Annotated in this window: 20 protein-coding genes; 12 read left to right on the top strand and 8 right to left on the bottom strand. The window is 58.9% G+C overall.

Translation table 11 applies throughout. The features are described from left to right. The first annotated feature begins 71 nt into the window (after positions 1-71). The 5 genes from yejK to AB5Y82_RS14560 all read left to right on the top strand — a co-directional run bounded on the left by yejK (position 72) and on the right by AB5Y82_RS14560 (position 6547). Positions 72-1121 carry a nucleoid-associated protein YejK gene (gene yejK / locus AB5Y82_RS14580; RefSeq protein WP_005333872.1) on the top strand — a complete coding sequence of 350 codons (1050 nt, stop codon included), beginning with the start codon at positions 72-74 and terminating at the stop codon, positions 1119-1121. A gap of 408 nt (positions 1122-1529) precedes the next feature. Further along, positions 1530-2711 (top strand): maltose/maltodextrin ABC transporter substrate-binding protein MalE, encoded by a 1182-nt coding sequence (gene malE, locus AB5Y82_RS14575; RefSeq protein WP_005333871.1) that lies wholly within the window; start codon positions 1530-1532, stop codon positions 2709-2711. Between the two features lie 75 nt (positions 2712-2786). Next, positions 2787-4439 (top strand): maltose ABC transporter permease MalF, encoded by a 1653-nt coding sequence (gene malF / locus AB5Y82_RS14570; protein WP_005333870.1) that lies wholly within the window; start codon positions 2787-2789, stop codon positions 4437-4439. Between the two features lie 12 nt (positions 4440-4451). Beyond that, on the top strand, positions 4452-5342 hold the full coding sequence (gene malG / locus AB5Y82_RS14565; protein ID WP_005333868.1) for a maltose ABC transporter permease MalG: 891 nt from the start codon (positions 4452-4454) through the stop codon (positions 5340-5342). A gap of 68 nt (positions 5343-5410) precedes the next feature. After that, complete coding sequence (locus AB5Y82_RS14560; protein WP_005333867.1) at positions 5411-6547, top strand: ABC transporter ATP-binding protein; 1137 nt, start codon at positions 5411-5413, stop codon at positions 6545-6547. A 112-nt stretch (positions 6548-6659) separates the two neighbouring features. On the opposite strand, the gene ppk2 is transcribed toward AB5Y82_RS14560, so the two are convergent. Further along, positions 6660-7475: a polyphosphate kinase 2 gene (ppk2, locus tag AB5Y82_RS14555; RefSeq protein ID WP_005361444.1), complete on the bottom strand. Its 816-nt coding sequence runs from the start codon at positions 7473-7475 to the stop codon at positions 6660-6662. Positions 7476-7603: 128 nt separating this feature from the next. Between ppk2 and AB5Y82_RS14550 the strand changes: the two genes are divergently transcribed. Next, a complete protein-coding gene (locus AB5Y82_RS14550) occupies positions 7604-8404 on the top strand; it encodes an alpha/beta fold hydrolase (RefSeq protein WP_201901967.1) in 801 nt (266 codons plus the stop codon). A gap of 114 nt (positions 8405-8518) precedes the next feature. Here the strand turns inward: AB5Y82_RS14550 and AB5Y82_RS14545 are convergent, their stop codons facing one another. Genes AB5Y82_RS14545 through AB5Y82_RS14535 form a run of 3 tightly spaced genes read right to left on the bottom strand, consistent with a single transcriptional unit; the run spans position 8519 to position 10690 of the window. Further along, positions 8519-9325 (bottom strand): MipA/OmpV family protein, encoded by an 807-nt coding sequence (locus AB5Y82_RS14545; protein ID WP_201901969.1) that lies wholly within the window; start codon positions 9323-9325, stop codon positions 8519-8521. A 35-nt stretch (positions 9326-9360) separates the two neighbouring features. Continuing rightward, entirely contained in the window at positions 9361-10431 is a 1071-nt protein-coding gene (locus tag AB5Y82_RS14540) for an AI-2E family transporter (protein WP_005361434.1), read from the bottom strand. Positions 10432-10456: 25 nt separating this feature from the next. After that, the gene (locus AB5Y82_RS14535; protein WP_159143544.1) at positions 10457-10690 is read right to left on the bottom strand and encodes a sulfurtransferase TusA family protein; all 234 of its coding nucleotides are present in this window, start codon (positions 10688-10690) and stop codon (positions 10457-10459) included. Between the two features lie 121 nt (positions 10691-10811). Here AB5Y82_RS14535 and AB5Y82_RS14530 point away from each other — a divergent pair, with 121 nt between their 5' ends. Then, a complete protein-coding gene (locus tag AB5Y82_RS14530; protein WP_005333848.1) occupies positions 10812-12266 on the top strand; it encodes a M48 family metalloprotease in 1455 nt (484 codons plus the stop codon). A 90-nt stretch (positions 12267-12356) separates the two neighbouring features. On the opposite strand, the gene AB5Y82_RS14525 is transcribed toward AB5Y82_RS14530, so the two are convergent. Then, positions 12357-12839 (bottom strand): TlpA disulfide reductase family protein, encoded by a 483-nt coding sequence (locus AB5Y82_RS14525; protein WP_159143545.1) that lies wholly within the window; start codon positions 12837-12839, stop codon positions 12357-12359. A 60-nt stretch (positions 12840-12899) separates the two neighbouring features. On the opposite strand from AB5Y82_RS14525, the gene arsC reads away from it, so the two are divergent. Together arsC and AB5Y82_RS14515 are read left to right on the top strand one after the other, a co-directional pair. Further along, on the top strand, positions 12900-13250 hold the full coding sequence (gene arsC, locus AB5Y82_RS14520) for an arsenate reductase (glutaredoxin) (RefSeq protein WP_159143546.1): 351 nt from the start codon (positions 12900-12902) through the stop codon (positions 13248-13250). After that, positions 13247-13630: a DUF2069 domain-containing protein gene (locus tag AB5Y82_RS14515; RefSeq protein ID WP_005333836.1), complete on the top strand. Its 384-nt coding sequence runs from the start codon at positions 13247-13249 to the stop codon at positions 13628-13630. Before arsC ends, AB5Y82_RS14515 begins: the two co-directional genes overlap by 4 nt. Positions 13631-13686: 56 nt before the next feature. Here AB5Y82_RS14515 and AB5Y82_RS14510 read toward each other — a convergent pair whose 3' ends face one another. After that, entirely contained in the window at positions 13687-14295 is a 609-nt protein-coding gene (locus tag AB5Y82_RS14510; protein WP_368174158.1) for an ACP phosphodiesterase, read from the bottom strand. 83 nt (positions 14296-14378) lie between these two features. Next, positions 14379-14684: a hypothetical protein gene (locus AB5Y82_RS14505; RefSeq protein ID WP_158110657.1), complete on the bottom strand. Its 306-nt coding sequence runs from the start codon at positions 14682-14684 to the stop codon at positions 14379-14381. A gap of 1 nt (position 14685) precedes the next feature. On the opposite strand from AB5Y82_RS14505, the gene AB5Y82_RS14500 reads away from it, so the two are divergent. Next, a complete protein-coding gene (locus AB5Y82_RS14500; protein WP_368174183.1) occupies positions 14686-15465 on the top strand; it encodes an ABC transporter substrate-binding protein in 780 nt (259 codons plus the stop codon). Positions 15466-15531: 66 nt separating this feature from the next. After that, the gene (gene iadA / locus AB5Y82_RS14495) at positions 15532-16662 is read left to right on the top strand and encodes a beta-aspartyl-peptidase (protein WP_368174157.1); all 1131 of its coding nucleotides are present in this window, start codon (positions 15532-15534) and stop codon (positions 16660-16662) included. 96 nt (positions 16663-16758) lie between these two features. Here the strand turns inward: iadA and AB5Y82_RS14490 are convergent, their stop codons facing one another. Next, on the bottom strand, positions 16759-17661 hold the full coding sequence (locus AB5Y82_RS14490; protein WP_368174182.1) for a lysine exporter LysO family protein: 903 nt from the start codon (positions 17659-17661) through the stop codon (positions 16759-16761). A gap of 533 nt (positions 17662-18194) precedes the next feature. Between AB5Y82_RS14490 and AB5Y82_RS14485 the strand changes: the two genes are divergently transcribed. Then, positions 18195-18688, top strand: a 494-nt coding sequence (locus AB5Y82_RS14485; protein ID WP_368174156.1) for an ATP-binding cassette domain-containing protein, incomplete at its 3' end; no start/stop codon positions are given.

The raw sequence follows: 18688 nt of genomic DNA, 5'->3' as shown, positions 1-18688 counted from the left end.
TCTTCAGTTCATCTCGGTTCAAAGCGCCTTATAATACTTCACCCTTTCGGCTAACACTATGGCTTTGTGACATGAGTCTCGATATCGACAAGATCATTCTTCACTCCTTGCGCCAGGGCGGCGATGGTCAACCCCACGCCGATACCCGCAGCCAGACCCTGCCCCCTGATGAGGCGGTACAGGGACTGATGGCGGAACTGCATCGGATCTACAACGGCAAGGGCGGCAAGGGCTTTGGCTTCTTTGCCGACCCCGAGGCCGCCGTCGCCGAGCTGGCCGACGGTGAAGAGGCTCCCAAGCAGCCTTCACCCGCGTTTCGTATCGCCCTCGAACAGCTGCTCGACGAGCAGACCGAATTCGTTCCCTTCTCGGTCACCGTGACCCAGATGCTGGTCAAGCAGCTGGTGGAGCACGCCCTCGATGAGCAGGGGGTGCTGCTGTTTGCCAAATATAACTACGTCGGGGTCGATTATCTGCTGATTGCTCTGCTGGAGGGCAAGGAGAGCGTCACCGTCAGCGAAGCGCTGGAATTACGCCATATCCAGTATCTGGATATCGGCAAACTCAATCTGGTGGCCCGCATTGATTTGACCGAATGGAAAACCCAACCTGATTCGCGCCGCTATATCACCTTCAGCAAGGGGCGCATTGGTCGCAAACTGGGCGACTTCTTTATGGATCTGCTGGGTGCCCGCGAGGGCATGGATGCCAAGGTACAAAATAAAGGCTTGCTGCAGGCGGTCGAAGATTATTGCGACAGTCGTCAGCTCGAACCGACCGAGCGCAATGACTATAAAAAGCAGGTCTTCAAATATTGCACCGAACAGGCGAGTGCCGGTGAAGAGATCGAAATCAAGGAGTTGTCTGCAGAATTGCCCGGCGACGGTGATCTCGATTTTTACAGCTTTATCGGTCAGGAGTATGAGCTGGAAGAGCGCTTCCCGGCGGATCGCTCTACTCTGCGTGGTTTGACCAAGTTTGTCGGCTCCGGTGGCGGTCTGACTCTGAGCTTTGAGCAGAAGCTGTTGAACAGCCGGATCTTTTACGATCCCCAGACCGACACCCTGACCATCAAGGGTGTGCCGCCCAATCTCAAGGATCAGCTGCTGCGCCAGTCGTAGTCATGCTCCCGAGTGTGATCAACTCGTCATTTCTGGCAAAAAGAGACTCCGCCCCGGCGGGGTCTCTTTTTTTATCGCGCCCGGGCAGACCTCGAAACTGGCGCGGTACTTTGTTAACAAATCAAACAAAATAAACCACCTGAAAGGGTTTTCATTGAGGTGAAAACCCTTTCATTCATGAAATTTTATTTCATTTTGGTAATTATTATTCTGTGGTTGTCTGGAATTAAGCCGATAAATGGCCGTAATTCCCTGAAATAAGAAAATGTTTTCAAAACTTTCTGGAAGGAAATACGTAATTGCATTTCAAAAATGCGAGTTGCGTCATGTGAGCCGTTTGCCGCTTGGGATAATATTCATCTCGCACACAATGCTCTTACAGCGCGGAACTAATACAAGGAAAGGCTCATGAAAAAGAAATTGCTGTCATCCCTGATCGGTCTGGCCACTCTTGGCGTCGCTTGCTCTGCTACTGCTGCCATCGATGAAGGCCAGCTGACCATCTGGATCAACGGTGACAAGGGATACAACGGTCTGGCTGAAGTGGGTAAGAAGTTTGAAGCAGAAACCGGCATCAAGGTTACTGTTGCTCACCCGGATCAGGTTGAAGTGAAATTCCAGCAAGCCGCCGCCACTGGCAACGGCCCGGACATCTTCTTCTGGGCTCACGACCGTTACGGTGAGTGGGTCAAAGCCGGTTTGCTGGTTCCGGTAACGCCGAACGCTGCCACCAAAGGCAAATTTGAACAGCTGGCATGGGATGCCATGACTGTTGATGGCAAAACCTATGGCTACCCGGTTGCCATGGAAGCCGTCAGCCTGATTTATAACAAGGACCTGTTGCCCGAGCCGCCGAAAACCTTCGAAGAGATCGCCAAGATTGACGAGACTCTGAAGAAAAACGGCAAGCGCGCCATCATGTGGGCTTATGACACCCCGTACTTCAGCTATCCGCTGGTGGCTGCCAACGGTGGTTACGCCTTCAAGAAAACCGCTACCGGTTATGACGTCAAAGATACCGGCGTGAACAACGCAGGTGCCAAGATGGGCGTGGGCTACATCTCCGAGATGATCAAGTCCGGTCACCTGGAAAAAGGCATCGACTACGGTGTGATGGACGCCAAGTTCAACAAGGGCGAAGTGGCCATGATGATCAACGGTCCCTGGGCCTGGAGCAACCTGGACAAGAGCGGTATCAAGTACGGCGTAGCGCCGCTGCCGACCCTGAACGGCAAGCCGGCCAAAGCCTTCGTTGGCGTACTGGGTGCCACCATCAACGCCGCCAGCCCGAACAAGGATCTGGCTATCGAGTTCCTGGAAAACTACCTGCTGACCGATGCCGGTCTGGCGCCGGTTAACGCCGACAAGCCGCTGGGTGCCGTTGCGCTGAAATCCTTCCAGAAGACCCTGGAATCCGATCCGCACATCAAGGCCACCATGCTGAACGCCCAGGCTGGCGAGCCGATGCCATCCGTTCCCGAGATGAGCCGTTTCTGGTCTTCCTTCGAAACTGCCCTCAAGAACGTGACCTCCGGTCGTCAGGGTGTTGACGAAGCACTGGATACCGCTGCCAAGCGTATCGTTCAGTAAGCACGCACTACCCGGGAGGCCGTCATGGCCTCCCACTCTCTCAAATCTCTCTTGGCGTTATAAAGGTTAATTGGCATGGAAGTAGTACCTTCTGTTGAGTCCTATGCCGGTCCGAAGGATAAGCACACCTGGCTTAAGTGGACCATAGCGGCCCTGGTTGCCATCCTCAACGGCTACGCAGCCGTGATGATGTACGCCAGTGGCGAGTGGGTATTCGCGCTGCTGGATCTGGTGGTGGTTTCCGTCGGTCTGTATGTCTTCATGAACAAGAAGACCTATGCCCATCGCTACATCTTTCCGGGTGTTGCGGGCATGGTTGTGTTTATCATCTTCCCTCTTGCCTACACCATTGGCATTGCCTTCACCAACTATTCGGGGTCCAACTTGCTCTCCGTGGAGCAGGCGCGGGACTACCACCTGAAGAAAACCTACAAGGTGGCGGGCGGTGAATTCGATTTTACCCTGCTGGGTGGCGACAATGGCCAGTTCCAGCTGCTGCTGACACAGGATGATCAATCCTTTATCAGCCAACCTGTTTCCCTGATGACCAACAAGGCCCGTGAGCTGGCGTCCCGCGAAGGCCGTGTGCAGAACACCCAGCAAGTGGTCGAGCTGCAGCCCTTCACCGGCGAAGCGGCCAGCAAGGCTGCACCGATCCGCGCCATTGTTGAACATCGTACTCACCTGAGTGACCTTGATCTGGTGCTGCCGGATGGCGGTACCCACCTGACCCTGAGCAGTCTGCGCAAGTTTGCCGCCCAGAAGCAGCACTACACCCGTCTGATGGATGGTGCCGTGCTCAAGTCCGGCGTGGTGATCAAAGACAGCAACCTGCTGCGTGATACCCAGAATGGCGAGCTGATGCTGCCCAATGGTGAGACCGGCTTCTATCAGTACATCGACGAACAGGGTCAGTTTGTCGGTAAGGGGATTGCTCCGGGCTTTGTGGTCAGCGTGGGTTGGAAGAACTTCGCGCGCATCGTCACCGATCCGGGCATCCAGTCACCCTTCCTGCAGATCTTCATCTGGACCGTGATCTTCTCAACCTGCTCCGTCGCTTTCACCCTGGCTATCGGCATGGTGCTGGCCTGTCTGGTGCAGTGGGAAGAGCTCAAGGGGCGCGGTTTCTATCGGGTCATGTTGATCCTGCCCTATGCGATCCCGGCGTTTATCTCCATCCTGGTGTTCAAGGGGTTGTTCAACCAGAACTTCGGTGAGATCAACATGTTCCTGGAAGCGGCGTTTGGCATCAAACCGGACTGGTATACCAACCCCTTCCTGGCCAAGGTGATGATCCTGATTGTCAACACCTGGCTCGGCTACCCCTACATGATGATCCTCTGCATGGGCCTGCTCAAAGCCATTCCGGAAGATCTCTATGAAGCGTCCGCCATGGATGGTGCCGGTCCGGTACAGAACTTCTTCAAGATCACCGTGCCGCTGCTGATGAAGCCGCTGACACCGCTGTTGATTGCCTCGTTCGCCTTCAACTTCAACAACTTCGTGCTTATCCAGTTGTTGACCAACGGTGCGCCCGACATCATCGGCGCCAGCACCCCGGCCGGTACCACCGACTTGCTGGTGAGCTATACCTACCGGATTGCGTTCCAGGGATCGGGTGGTCAGGACTACGGTCTGGCCAGTGCCATCGCCACAGCTATCTTCCTCATCGTAGGTGCGCTGGCGCTGCTCAACCTGAAATTGTCCAAAGCCGACAAGCAGCTGTAAGGAGGCTTCAACATGGCAATCGTACAACCCAAATCAGTCAAATACCGGGTGTGGGCAACCCACCTGGTCATGTGGGGCTTCCTGGCGCTGATCATCTTCCCGTTGATCATGGTTATCGCCATCTCGTTCCGTAACGGTAACTTCGCGGTAGGGGAGATCATCCCCTCCAATCCGACGCTGGATCACTGGAAGCTGGCGCTGGGCATGTCCATCACCAACGCCGATGGCAGCATCACGCCGCCGCCGTTCCCGGTGCTGACCTGGTTGTGGAACTCCATCAAGATCGCCGGCATCACTGCCCTGATGATCGTGACGCTCTCCACCACCTGTGCTTACGCCTTTGCCCGCCTGCGTTTTCGTGGCAAGTCCACCATCCTGCAGGGCATGCTGATTTTCCAGATGTTCCCGGCAGTGCTGGCACTGGTAGCCATCTACGCGCTCTTTAACAAGATTGGTGACTACATCCCCTGGCTGGGTCTCAACACCCACGGTGGCCTGATCCTGGCGTATATGGGAGGGATTGCCCTCCACGTCTGGACCATCAAGGGCTACTTCGAGACCATCGACTCCTCTCTGGAGGAGGCGGCGGCCATCGACGGGGCGACCCCGTGGCAGGCATTCCGTCTGATCCTGTTGCCCCTGTCGGTGCCCATCCTGGCGGTAGTGTTTATTCTGGCCTTTATCGGTTCCATTACCGAGGTGCCCATGGCCTCCATCCTGCTGCAGGATGTGAACAATCTGACCCTGGCGGTCGGGGCCCAGCAGTACCTCTATCCGCAGAACTATCTGTGGGGTGATTTCGCGGCGGCCGCAGTGCTCTCCGGTTTCCCCATCACAGTGGTCTTCCTGTTGGCACAGCGCTGGTTGGTTGGCGGTCTGACTGCTGGTGGTGTGAAAGGTTAAGTTTATGGCCGGGGGAGCTGACTCCCCCCGCTATCACGATTTGCAAAGATTCAAGAGCGGAGCTCGTCATGGCTGAAGTAGTACTCAACAACGTTCGCAAAAATTACGATCCGGCTGTTCACAAGGACACCCTGCGCAACATCAACCTCTCCATCAAGGAGGGCGAATTCATCGTCTTCGTCGGCCCGTCCGGCTGCGGTAAATCCACCCTGCTGCGGATGATCGCGGGTCTGGAAGACATCACCAGCGGTGAGCTGACCATCGGCGGTCGCTACATGAACGACGTGCCGCCGGTAGAGCGCAACGTCGGCATGGTGTTCCAGTCCTACGCCCTTTATCCGCACATGAACATCTACGAGAACATGGCCTTTGGTCTGAAGCTCAAGAAGATGGACAAAGAGAACATCCACAAGCGGGTGATGCGCGCCGCCGAGATCCTGGGTCTTGAGCCGCTGCTGGACAGAAAGCCCAAGGCGCTCTCCGGTGGTCAGCGTCAGCGTGTCGCCATCGGTCGCTCCATCGTGCAGCAGCCGCAGGTGTTCCTGTTTGACGAGCCGCTCTCCAACCTGGATGCCGCGCTGCGGGTCAAGATGCGGATCGAGATCGCCAAGCTGCACAAAGAGCTTAACTCCACCATCATCTACGTGACCCACGATCAGGTGGAAGCGATGACCCTGGCCGACAAGATTGTGGTGCTGAGCCCGCTCAAGGCCGAGGCTGCCACCAACCTGGAGCAGTTCGGTTCACCGCTGGATCTCTACCACAACCCGGACAACAAGTTCGTGGCGGGCTTTATCGGCTCTCCCAAGATGAACTTCCTGGCGGGCGAGTTGCTGGAGATTGGCGAGCAGGAGTGCCTGGTCAAGTTGACCTCTGGCGATACCGTGCGTGCCCGGGTCGATGCCCGCAGTGGCGCTGTGGGTGACAAGGTGGAGCTGGGTATTCGCCCCGAGCACCTGATGCCGCTGGATCACCCCCATGCGCACAGCAAGGTGAGCGGGATCGTGCAGGTGGCCGAGCACCTGGGCGCCGAGTCCTTCGTTTATATGGATGTGGATGGTCACGACTTTACCGTCAAGGCCACCTCGGATGTTGATGTGGCGACCGGTCAGACCTACAGCGTGGGTATCCCGGCCGAAGCCTGCTACCTGTTCGATGCCAAGGAGCAGGCGTTCCCCCGTACCGCCAAATATATCCGTACCTGATTTTTTGTTGTGCTGGTTTTCCTTTCTTAATAATCAATGCCTTTTTGCCGGTCGTCAGACCGGCTTTTTATTGCCTGCGATTTGAACATGCAGATAGGCAAGGTAACCCGGTTCAGGCCTCGAGTTCGGCGGTAATATCGGGCACAAAGGTCTGGCTGGCCAGCGGTGGGCGCTCATACCCTTCGGTCTTGATGGGGGGGAGCTTGATAGGCTCGTAGTGGATCGCCTCGTAGGGCACCTTGCTCAGCAGATGGGCGATGCAGTTGAGCCGGGCACGGCGTTTGTCATCTGCCTCCACTACGAACCAGGGGCAATCCTCGGTGTCGGTGTAGGTGAACATGTCATCCTTGGCGCGGGAGTACTCCACCCAGCGCGAGCGGGACTGCAAATCCATCGGGCTGAACTTCCAGCGCTTGATGGGGGTGTTGATCCGCTCCTTAAAGCGCTTCTCCTGCTCCTCATCGCTGACCGAGAACCAGTATTTGATCAAGGTGATGCCGGAGCGGATCAGCATCCGCTCAAACTCGGGGCAGGCGCGCAGAAACTCGCGATACTCGGCATCGCTGCAAAATCCCATCACCCGCTCGACTCCGGCCCGGTTGTACCAGGAGCGGTCAAACAGCACCATCTCGCCAGCGGCGGGCAGGTGGGCCACATAACGCTGAAAGTACCACTGGGAGCGCTCTCGATCGGAGGGGGCGGGCAGCGCCGTGACCCGGCAGACCCGGGGGTTGAGCGGCTCGGTGATCGCCTTGATGACGCCCCCTTTACCGGCGGCGTCCCGTCCTTCGAACAGTACCACTACCTTTAACCCCTCCTGCTTGACCCACTCCTGCAGCTTGACCAGCTCCTCCTGCAGATGGGCAAGGTGGTGCTCGTAGCACTTCTTGTCCAGACGCGGCCGCTTCTTGCTCTTCTCCTTCGCCATGGGCTTCTCCTTTTGGCATCCTTTCATGGGTGACTTCTTTGAGTCACTGTCAGCTTGCACCAGGGAGGCGTCACCTGCCAAGGGGGACGTGATACACTGCCCGCCCATCGCTGGCAACAGGAGATAACATGAAGCATTTTATGGAGATAGCGGGCCGTCGGATGGCCTATCTGGACGAAGGGCAAGGGCCGGTACTGCTGTTTGGCCACAGCTATCTGTGGGACAGCGCCATGTGGGCGCCGCAAATCGAGGCGCTCAAGGGCAGCTATCGCTGCATCGTCCCCGAGCTGTGGGGCCACGGTGATTCCGACCTGCTCCCCGAAGGTGGCTGCACCCTGGCGACGCTGGCGCGGGAGCACCTGGCGCTGCTCGATGCCCTCGGCATTGAGGAGTTCGTGTTGGTGGGCCTCTCCATCGGCGGCATGTGGGGTGTGGAGCTGGCGCGCATGGTGCCAAACCGCCTTAAGGGTCTGGTGCTGATGGATAGTTTTGTCGGCCTGGAACCGCAGATCACCTGCGAGCGCTACCTCGGCATGCTGGCGATGATCGAGCAGCTCGGCACCGTGCCGGCGCCCATCATCGAACAGGTGGCGCCGCTATTTTTTGCCAATCAGCCTGATGAGGCGCTGATGAGTGGTTTCAAGGCGCGTCTGGCCGCTTGGCCAAACGAGAAGATTGCCGCCATGGTGGCGGTGGGCCGCAGCTTTGTGACCCGCGAAGATCGTATCGAGTGGCTGGAGGAGATCACCACTCCCGCACTGGTGATGACCGGCTGCGAAGACAAGGCCCGTCCGGTGCTGGAGGGCTATCTGATGGCCGAGGTGCTGGGTTGCCCGTTCAAGGAGATCCCGGCCGCTGGCCACATCTCGTCGCTGGAAAATCCGTCCTTCGTCAATCAGCAACTGACCGGGTTTCTGGCGGCGCTGTAAGCCTGAATTGGCAGCTTGAGCAGGCTGTACTACCAGCCTGATGATGGCCGTGAAAAAGGGAGCCGAGGGCTCCCTTTTGTTTGGTCGTGTCTCACGGTTCAAGATTCATAACCGTTACCAGATATAGCCCAGTGCAAAACCCGCATAGAGTTCGCCATCGTGCTGGACGATGGGGCTGTTTTTGATGTCCCGATCATACCATTCGTAGTTCATGGCAAACATGCCAATCCAGTTGGGGCTGAAGCGGTAGCTAGTGATGAGGGCCGCCATTGGGGATAGGGTGGTACCGGTATCCCAAGCGGGCCGCTGGGCAGTCGCCTCGCTCTCGGAGATGCCGCCGAAGTAGTAGTTGGCCAACTTGTCGCTGCGCAGCATCAGCCCCATCCCCGGCATGATGAGCAGGTTGTCGAGCAGGATGGGGAAGTCGGCCCACAGCAGCAGCTCCTGCCCCTTGCTGCGGCCGGTGACATCGCTGTTGGCACGCACGGTCAGCAGGGCGTAGGGGGTGATGATGTTGCCACCGATCCCGCCTTCCAGCTGCCATTTTCGCTGCTCCATACCACTGAAAGCGGGCGAGTCCTCGGGATCCAGATTGCCAAAACGGACCCGGCCATAGCCGTAGAGGGCCAAGTTCTCATCCTTGTGGAAGTAGTAGCGGGCCCGATCCCCCAGAAACATGAACTGGTCGCCAAAATAGATAAAGCCCGGGATGGCGTAGAGGGCGTTGTCCTGCGCTTCATAACGGGCCTGTCCCCCGATGAGCGCCGCACCGGCGACAAAGCCCTGTGGCACCGGGCTGGTAGGGCTGTCGCTGGTGAGCAGATCCATGGAACCAAGGTCGATATCGGCGCGGGCGGGCAGGGCGGCAGCGAGGAGCAGGGCCGTCAGCCCTGCTGCTCTGATTTGACGAAAAAAGGTCATGGACACTCCGTTGTCACGATTGCAGGGGAAGCAGGTTATTTTGCGGCACTGGGCATCTCTTCACGTTTTGGCCAGGCATTGAGCACCGCCTTGACCAGGGTGGCGAGGGGAATGGCGAAGAAGACACCCCAGAATCCCCACAAGCCGCCAAACACCAGCACGGCGATGATGATGGCCACTGGATGGAGGTTGACCGCTTCCGAGAAGAGCACCGGCACCAGCAGGTTGCCATCGAGAGCCTGAATGACCAGATAGGCCACCATCAGCCAGGCGAACTCGGGGGTGAGCCCCCACTGGAACAGGGCGACCATGGCGACCGGAACCGTCACCACGGCAGCGCCGATATAGGGGATCAGCACCGAGAAGCCGACCGCCACCGCCAGCAGCACCGAGTAGCGCAGTCCCATCAGGGCGAAGGGAACATAGGTGGCGATGCCTACGATGAGGATCTCGATCACCTTGCCGCGGATGTAGTTGATGATCTGGTTGTTCATCTCGACCCACACCCGGTTGACTAGGGTGCGGTTGCGCGGCAGGAAGCGGCGCAGGCTGCCCATCAGTACCCGCTTGTCTTTGAGCATAAAGAAGACCATCAGCGGTACCAGAATGAGGTAGATCATGATGGCGACCACGTTGACCAGCGAACTGAGGGAGGCGCTTACCAGATGCTCGCCGCCACTGAGGATGCGCTGGCGAATATTGTCGATGACGGTCTCCACCAGACTGACGTCGATGAGCTCGGGGTATTTGTCCGGCAGGGTGCGCACATAATCCTGAGCGTGGGTCAGCATGGCCGGCGCCTCTTTGGCCAGATTGATCCCCTGACTGACCAGCGTCGGGATAAGACCTAGCAAGGAGGCCACTGCTACCGCAATAAAGAGGATCAGAATGACGCTGGTGGCCAGGGTGCGCGACAGCCCCGCTTTTTGCAGCCGGGCGACCGGCCACTCCAGCAGATAGGCCATTACCAGCGCCACCAGCAGGGGGGCCAGCAGATCGCCAAACAGCCAGATGATGGTGAAGCAGAACACCAGCAACAGGAAAAGGGTAACGGCATCGGGATCGGAAAAACGGGTCTGATACCAGCGCTTCAATACTTCTAACATGACGGCATCCTTACATCACTGGGGCTCAAGATGGTTGTTTTGCCCCGACAACCAACTGCAAAGAGAGGGTATTGTCCGGTTGTTGCTGCATCTCGACATGGTGGCCCTGACGGTGCAGATAGGCCGGAATATCCTGCCGGGAGCCCGCATCGGCCAGCCGTATGGTCACGGTTTGACCGGTTTTGGCCTCCCGCAACCAGAGCTTGAGCCGGATCAGCGGCTCGGGACAGCGCCAGGGGGTCAGGTCGAGAATTTCCATGGGGGCTCCATCAGGCAGGTGGCCGCTATTATGGCCGTGATAAGAGCATGAAACAACGCTTGTAGCCCTTGATGGGCAAGGGTATTCTGCCGAGGCCCTTTCTGATGGAGATAGAGATAACGTGGCACGTTTTTCCCCCCTGATGGCATCGCTTCCCCTGCTGGCTTCCCTGATGGGCGCCACGTTTCATGCCGAGGCCAACAATCAGCTTCCCGACATCGGCACGGCCGGGGTTGCTGCCCTGCCCATCGAGCAGGAAGTGCGTTACGGCAACGCCTTTATGCGCTTTGCCCGTGCGGGTTTGCCGATCATCGATGATCCGGTGCTGAGCCAGTACATTGACGATCTGGGTCAGCGACTGCTGACCAACGCCGATGGGGTACGTTTCCCGTTTACCTTCTTCCTCATCAATGATCCCAGCATCAACGCGGCCGCCTTCCTCGGCGGGCGAGTCAAGGTACACACAGGCCTCTTCCTCTACGCCGACAGCGAGAGCGAGCTGGCCTCGGTACTGGCCCACGAAATCACCCACGTGACCCAGCGCCACATCGCCCGTTATATGGAGGCGCAGGCGAGCAGCTCGGCGGTGACCCTGGCCGGTCTGGTGGGCTCCATCGCGCTGGCGGTGATCAACCCGACTGCCGGTATCGCTGCGTTGCAGACCACGCTGGGTCTCTCAATGCAGTCGGCCATCAACTACACCCGCGACAACGAATATGAAGCGGATCGCATCGGCATGAAGACGCTCTATGATGCCGGTTTCGATCCCATGGGGATGGCCAATTTCTTCCAGAAACTGGCTGCCGAGTACCGTTACGCCAGCAAGCCGCCGGAAATGCTGCTCACTCACCCGCTGCCGGAGACCCGGATCAGCGAGGCCCGCGCTCGGGCGGGCAGCTATGGCCGCCGCGACTTGCCACCCAGCCTCGACTTTTGGCTGGCCAAGGTGCGGATTCAGGTGCGTTTTGGTACCGATACCCCGCAGGGGCTGCTGAGCTACTTCGATAGCCGGATCCAGAAGGGGGATTACCCGCTCAAGGATGCCGCCATCTATGGCAAGGCGCTGGCGCTGATCCAGCTCAAGCGCACCGACGAGGCGGATACCCTGATGCAGGAGCTGGCGGCCCGTCATCCGGAAGATCTCTTTATCGTCGATGCCCAGACCGACATCGATCTGGCCAAGGGGCGCAGTGCCCAGGCCATCGCGCGCCTCGAGAAGTTCCGCAGCCGGATGCCGGATAACGAAGTGGTGGTGGTCAACCTCGGCAACGCCTACCTCGAGAGCGGCAACTACAAGAAGTCCATCGCCATCCTCGACCCTTATGCCCGCGCGCATGAGGAGAACAATCTGGCCTGGAACCTGCTGGCCGATGCCTATCGCAAGGCGGGCAGAATGACCGAGCTGCATATGGCGCGGGCCGAGATGCTCGCACTGCGCGGGGATTATCAGGCGGCCATCGACGAGCTGATCGTGGCACGCGGTACCACCAGCGATCGGATGACCCTGGCTCGCCTGGAGGCGCGCATCACCGAGCTGGAGCGGGCCAAGAAGGATCTCGACAGCCTCAAGGGCTAACGAAACCTATCAAACAAGGGCGCACTATGGTGCGCCCTTGTTGTTTATGGCGGTGGCGTTGATGTGGGGGACGGTGATAGCAGCTATGGGCTAGTGACTCATGCCGCTGGCGGTCGCCTTGAGCATCTCGATCTGCTGCTGGTCGAGCTCGCCGACCAGCGTCTGCTTGAGCTTGCCCTCGCTATCGAGCAGATAGCTGGTGGGCAGGCCGCTTGGGCGAGGGAAGGGGAGCCTGGCATCTTCATTGGCAATAAGGAGGGGCACCTTGATGTGATACTGCGCAGCCAGCTTGTCCAGCTCTGCTGGCGTGGTCGGGTCGTAGTTGATGGCCACCACTGTGATCTGGCCCTCCGCTGCCAGCCCGTTGAGGCGCGGCATCTCCCGCAGGCAGGGGGCGCACCAGGGGGCGAAGTAGTTGACCAGCAGCGGCTTGCCGGCAAAGTGGCGCAGGCTGACCGACTGCCCTGTTGCATCGGTAAATTCGGGGGCGGGTGTGCAGGCGCCCAGCAGGCCAGCCACAATCAGCCAACAAATTCGTTTCAATTCCTTTCCACTGCTGCTTACCCTGACCATCACTTTCCCCTACAATAGCGCCGTTTCTAGTCCCATCTTGCGATTAATCAGGGAGTTACCATGAGCGAGACCCAAATCTACCACAATCCGCGCTGCTCCAAGAGTCGCGAAACCCTGGCCCTGCTGGAACAGCACGGGATCGCCCCTGATGTGGTGCTCTATCTGGAGCAGGCCCCGAGCGAAGATGAGATCCGCAACCTGCTCTCTCAGCTCGGTTTTAGCGATCCCCGCCAGCTGATGCGCACCAAGGAGGATCTCTACAAGGAGCTGGGATTGGCCGATGTCAGCGGTGATGCCCTTATTCGCGCCATGTACCAGCATCCCAAGCTGATCGAGCGCCCCATTGTCATCAAGAATGGTCAGGCCCGCATTGGTCGCCCGCCGGAGCAGGTGCTGGAGATCCTCAAGTGAGCACCCGCTTCGCACGTTGGCTGACTCTGGTCGGCTTCTTTGGTCTGCTGGGCTGGGTCATCCTCTGGCATCTGTGGCTGTCGCCCCATCCGGACCTCAACCCCTGGCTGCTGCCGGTGATCTGGACAGTGCCGCTGCTCTTTCCCCTCAAGGGGATAGTGCAGGGCAATCCCTACACCCACGCCTGGGGCAACTTCGTGTTGATGCCCTATTTCCTCCACGCCCTCACCCTGATCACCACGGATGAGGGGGAGCGGTGGCTGGCGGTGGTGGAGCTGGTCTTCACCACTCTCGCCTTTGTCGGCACCATCTATTACGCCCGACTGCGTGGTCGGGAGCTGGGCTTAAGCATTCGCAAAAAGAAAGACGAAGCCAACTGATGACAAATGCCCCGCAAGGGGCTTTTTTTATGGGGAAGCTGCTTTATCCAGAGGGATCACGGTGCCCCTTGGGCTGCCCGATATTGGGCCAGCTGCTGCTGGCTAAAGTCCATCAGCTGGGGATAGAAGCGCAGAAATCCCGCCTCGCATGTTTGCCACTGCGACCCATCGAGGGTCAGCAGCGCCTCTCCCAGTTGTACCGGGCGGCGCAGTCGGCGGCCGATGCCATTCAGCGCTTGCCCCAGCCCCTCCCTGTGGCGGTAGGAGGCGATCCAGTTCTGCTCGGCCATCCGTTTGAGGGGGAGTGGCAGTCCGTCCGGCAGGCGTGGGTGATCCGCCAATAGCTGCTCATAACTGCGTTGCAGGAAGCGGGGCAGGGGCTCGGTACTGAACAGCTCCCAGTGCTGGCTCAGCCAGTGGTCGTAGATCATATCCACCACTATGCCGCCAAAGCGGCGCCAGGGGGCCTCGAAACAGGCGACGGCCGCCTTGTGCTCGGGGTGGCTGTCGGTGAAGGCATCAATTTTGCGGTGCAGCCAGATCCCCTCATCGAAGTGGGCGGCAAGCCCCGTGGGCAGCGTGCCTTTGACGAAATCGCCGAGCAGATTGCCGGTGAGGGAGCTTCGGGTGTGGGCAGCCAGATGGAGATGGGCCAGAAAATTCATCGGTCGCTGTGTGTCTGTTATGGGATGGCAAGGTGCTTCGAGCCTAACGGATCCCGCCTGCCTTGACCATGATCGGGATTTTGCTACTGCCTGGCGGCTGCCTCTTGCCGGGCAAAATTCGGGCGTGCTAAGGTGATTGCCATCTTTGTCACAGGACGCGACAAACCACCATGATGCGCAAAGCCAGAGGCTTTTTTCTGGCCTTCTACTTCAAGCCTTTCTATCTCTCCGAGTGGTTCGACGAATAGATCGAACCCCTGGAGCAGTTCACTGACGCCCGCTCGGGCGTGATCTCGCTCATCCAGATTTTGCCGCTTTTGGTCATCGCATGCATTCGCCTGCGGTGCCTTGTCCGCGCCTGTGCGCTTTTTATGTAATGGAGTACTCATGATGAAGATCAGACTGACCCTCTCAGCCCTGTTTGTTGCCAGCCTGCTGGCCACCCCCGCCATGGCCAAGGAGTGGAAAACCGTGCGCTTCGGGGTGGAGGGGGCCTACCCGCCCTTCTCCTGGACCGATGCGTCGGGCGAGATCAAGGGGTTTGATATTGATCTCGCCAACGCCCTTTGTAAGCAGATGGCGGTCAAGTGCGAGCTGGTGGCGCAGGATTGGGACGGCATGATACCGGCCCTGCTGTCGCGTAAATACGACGCCATCATCGCCGCCATGTCGATCACCGACGAGCGGCGCCAGAAGGTCGACTTCACCGAGAAATATGCCCATATTCCCAATCGCTTTGTGGCGGCCAAGGGGACCGAGCTGACGCTGACCCCGGAAGGCATGGCGGGCAAGCGCATCGGGGTGCAGCGTGCCACTACCCACGACAAGTACCTGACCGACAATTTTGGCTCGAATGTCACCATAGTCCGCTACGGCAATGCCGATGAGGCCTATCTCGATCTGAAAGCGGGTCGGGTGCTGGCCCTGCTGGCCGATGCCTCTGCCATCGAGCAGGGGCTGCTTGGCAAAGAGGGGGGCGACAAGTTCGACTATGTGGGGCCCGCCCTGACCGATCGCCAGTGGTTTGGTGATGGCATGGGGATCGCCGTGCGCAAGAGTGATAAGGAGCTCAAGGGCAAGCTGGACGAGGCGATCAAGGCCCTGCGTGCCAATGGCACCTATCAGCAGATCAACCGGAAGTACTTCAAGTACGATATATATGGTGGTTGACAGTGGGAGGGAGCTTGCTCCCTCTCTTTTCATTGGGCAAGCGACAATCGTGCAAGGAGGATCGCCATGTTGACCCTGATCGAGGGGGCCGAGATCTTCAGCCCCTCCCACCTTGGCCAGCAGGATCTGCTGGTGGCCGATGGCCGCATTGCCTGGATGGGCCAGGGGCTGACTGTGCCTGAAAACTGGCCGCTGCACAGGGTCGATGGTCGTGGCCACTATCTGGTGCCCGGGTTGGTAGATCCGCTGGCCCATATCACCGGCGGCGGCGGTGAAGGTGGCTTTGCCTTTCGCACCCCTGAGCTGGCGGCGAGCGAGGCGCTCAGGGCCGGTGTCACTACGCTGGTGGCGGCGCTTGGCACCGACAGCCTGACCCGCACTCCCGCGCAGGTGCTCGGCAAGGTGCGCGAGTTTCGCGCCGCCGGGGTGAGCGCGTTTATGTATAGCGGCTCTTACCATCTGCCGGTCAAGACCCTGACCGGCACGTTGGAGTCGGACATCATCCTGATCCCCGAGGTATTGGGGGTGGGGGAGGTGGCCATCAGCGACCACAGATCCAGCGCGCCGACCCACGATGAGCTGGCCAGGCTTGCCAGCGAGGCGCGAGTGGCCGGGCTGCTTGCGGGCAAGAGCGGGGTCAGCTTCTTCCATGTCGGGGATGGCAAGGGGGCATTGGCCCCCCTGCGTGCCCTGCGCGATAAGACCGACATTCCGCTGCGCCAGCTCTATCCCACTCACTGCAACCGCAACCCCTGGCTCTTTGCCGAGGCCATCGAGTGGGGCAAGGCGGGAGGCTGGGTTGATCTCACCACCTCGAGCTTTCCCGATCTGCTGGAGGATGGCGAGCGGCTTGCCGCCGATGCGTTTCTCGAGCTGCTGGCCGCCAATGTGCCTGCCGATCGCATCACCTTCAGCTCGGATGCCAACGCCAGCCTGCCGCGCTTTGATGGCGAAGGGCGGCTAATCGAGATGCGCTGCGGCCAGATCGCCAGCCTGTGGCAGCAGTGCGTGCGCGCGACCCGGCTCGGTGTCTCGCTGGAGACGGCATTGACCGTGGTGACGAGCAATCCGGCGCAGGCGCTGGGGCTTGGCAGCAAGGGGCGTATCGGGGTCGGGCAGGATGCGGATCTGCTGCTGGTGCACGACCGGACGTTTGCTATCGAGCGAGTGATGAGTGGCGGCCAGTGGCGCGAATAAGGCTGCGGGCAATATCGCAGCCAGTGCGTGGTTGCTCCAAACAGCAAAAGCCCGACAACCAGGTCGGGCTTTTTATCTGCAGTATGGGAATCAGGCTTAGATCGCCAGAAACCCGAGGATCAGGATGGGGCCGAGCAGGCTCAGGATAAAGCCGGAGACAATGGCCACCGGCACCACCTGAATGCCCCCTGATTTCTGGATAACCGGCAGGGTGAAGTCCAGCGCCGTGGCGCCGCCGTAACCGATGGCCGCCGAGGGGTGGCGTCGCATCAGGACCGGGATGATCAGAATGGCGATAAGCTCGCGCCCAAGATCGTTGATAAAGGCAGCAGAACCGAGCACCGGCCCCAGTTTGTCGGCCACCAGGATGCCAGAGAGCGAATACCAGCCGAAGCTGGAGCTCATCGCCAGACCATGGGTAAAGGGCATACCCAGCAACTGGGCCGCCAGCAGGCTGCCTAGCCAGCTGCTGAGGATAACGGTGGCGGCTATCTTCATCCCCCAGGGGTTGAGCAGGATCTGGCGCAGCCGCATGCCGGAGTTGCGCATCTGCACCCCGATGAGAAACAGCAGCAGCATCAGGGCCCACTCGCTCCACTTGTCGATGGGCAGGGCGCGCAGATCCACCAGTAGACCCAGCAGCACACCGCCGAGCACCACAAAGCAGAGCTGCAGGGATTCCCACAGCAGGTGTAGCTTGCTCGGCATCTTGGCATCGCTCGTCTCGTGGGGCGGCGGCGTGCGCTTGTCGAGCCACCAGAGGGCCAGCAGGTTGCAGAGCGTGATCGCGGTCAGCATCACCCCGGCGACCTTGAAGATCACCGCCAGATTGCTGCCCAGGTTCTCCACATAGGCAAGCCCGAGCCCCATCAGAAACAGAATGAGGTAGACCATCTTGCTCAGGCTCTGGTTGACCAGCTTGATCAGTCGGGCAGAGGAGAGGGGAACCAGATAGCCGATTGCCAGTGGCAACAGGATCAGCAACACATTGAGCAGCATCGAGGCCTCGATCACAAAAACTGATAAAAACACCACCTTATCATTACTTATTGGCTCTGTGTCACATATCTCTCGCTTTCATGGCCGAAAACAGCCCTTTTGGGGGCGGATTGTTACTTTTTTGCCACAACCTCTCTGTTTGATAAGGTTCTGTGCGAGCCCGAGTGCACCAATGAAATCAAGTCGATCCGATCGTGGGGCCGATATTTCGCTCGGCAAGGGGGTGCATAAAGCCATTTTGGTGCCGGTTTGGCACACATCACGCTTTTCTCTTGCCACTGATATGATTGGGGTATAAAAAGGCGTTATCGGAATAGCCATTGAAACGGCTGTTTATGCAAACAAAGTGCTGAAAAATACGCAAAGAGCGAATAAAAATAGAGCGAATCCCCTGAAGACCCTCGTTCTGTATTGTTTTTTCACTATCCGGGTGATATTTTCGCTGAAGGTTGCCATCGGTTAACTTTTTGTTAAATGGACGATGGTTGAGTCACGCCCCCTGCGGCGTCTAGGGACAGACAAGGTTGTAATGGATGAGCGACGTTGCCGCACTGGAAGTACGTGATCTGCACAAATATTTTGGCACCCACGAAGTGCTCAAGGGCATCGACATGACCGCCCACAAGGGGGATGTGATCTCCCTTATCGGCTCCTCCGGCTCGGGGAAGTCGACCTTTCTTCGCTGTATCAATCTGCTCGAAACCCCCTCATCCGGCACCGTCTCGCTCCATGGCGAGTTGATCCGGATGAAAACCAGCCGCGCCGGCGAGCGGTTGCCCGAGGATATGCGTCAGGTGGAGCGGATCCGCAGCCGACTGGCCATGGTGTTTCAAAGTTTCAATCTCTGGTCACACATGACCATCATGCAGAACATCATCGAAGTGCCAATCCAGGTGCTCAAGGTGCCTCGCGCCGAAGCACTGGCCAAGGCAGAGCAACTGCTCAACCGGGTTGGACTCTGGGAGCGGCGTGACTACTATCCCGGCCACCTCTCAGGTGGTCAGCAGCAGCGGGCCGCCATCGCCCG

It is taken from the genome of Aeromonas sp. s13, from assembly GCF_040907905.1.
GTDB classification, from domain to species: domain Bacteria; phylum Pseudomonadota; class Gammaproteobacteria; order Enterobacterales; family Aeromonadaceae; genus Aeromonas; species Aeromonas veronii.
The sequence above is the reverse complement of the archived record's forward strand: the minus strand, read 5'-3'. Positions and strand labels throughout refer to the sequence as shown.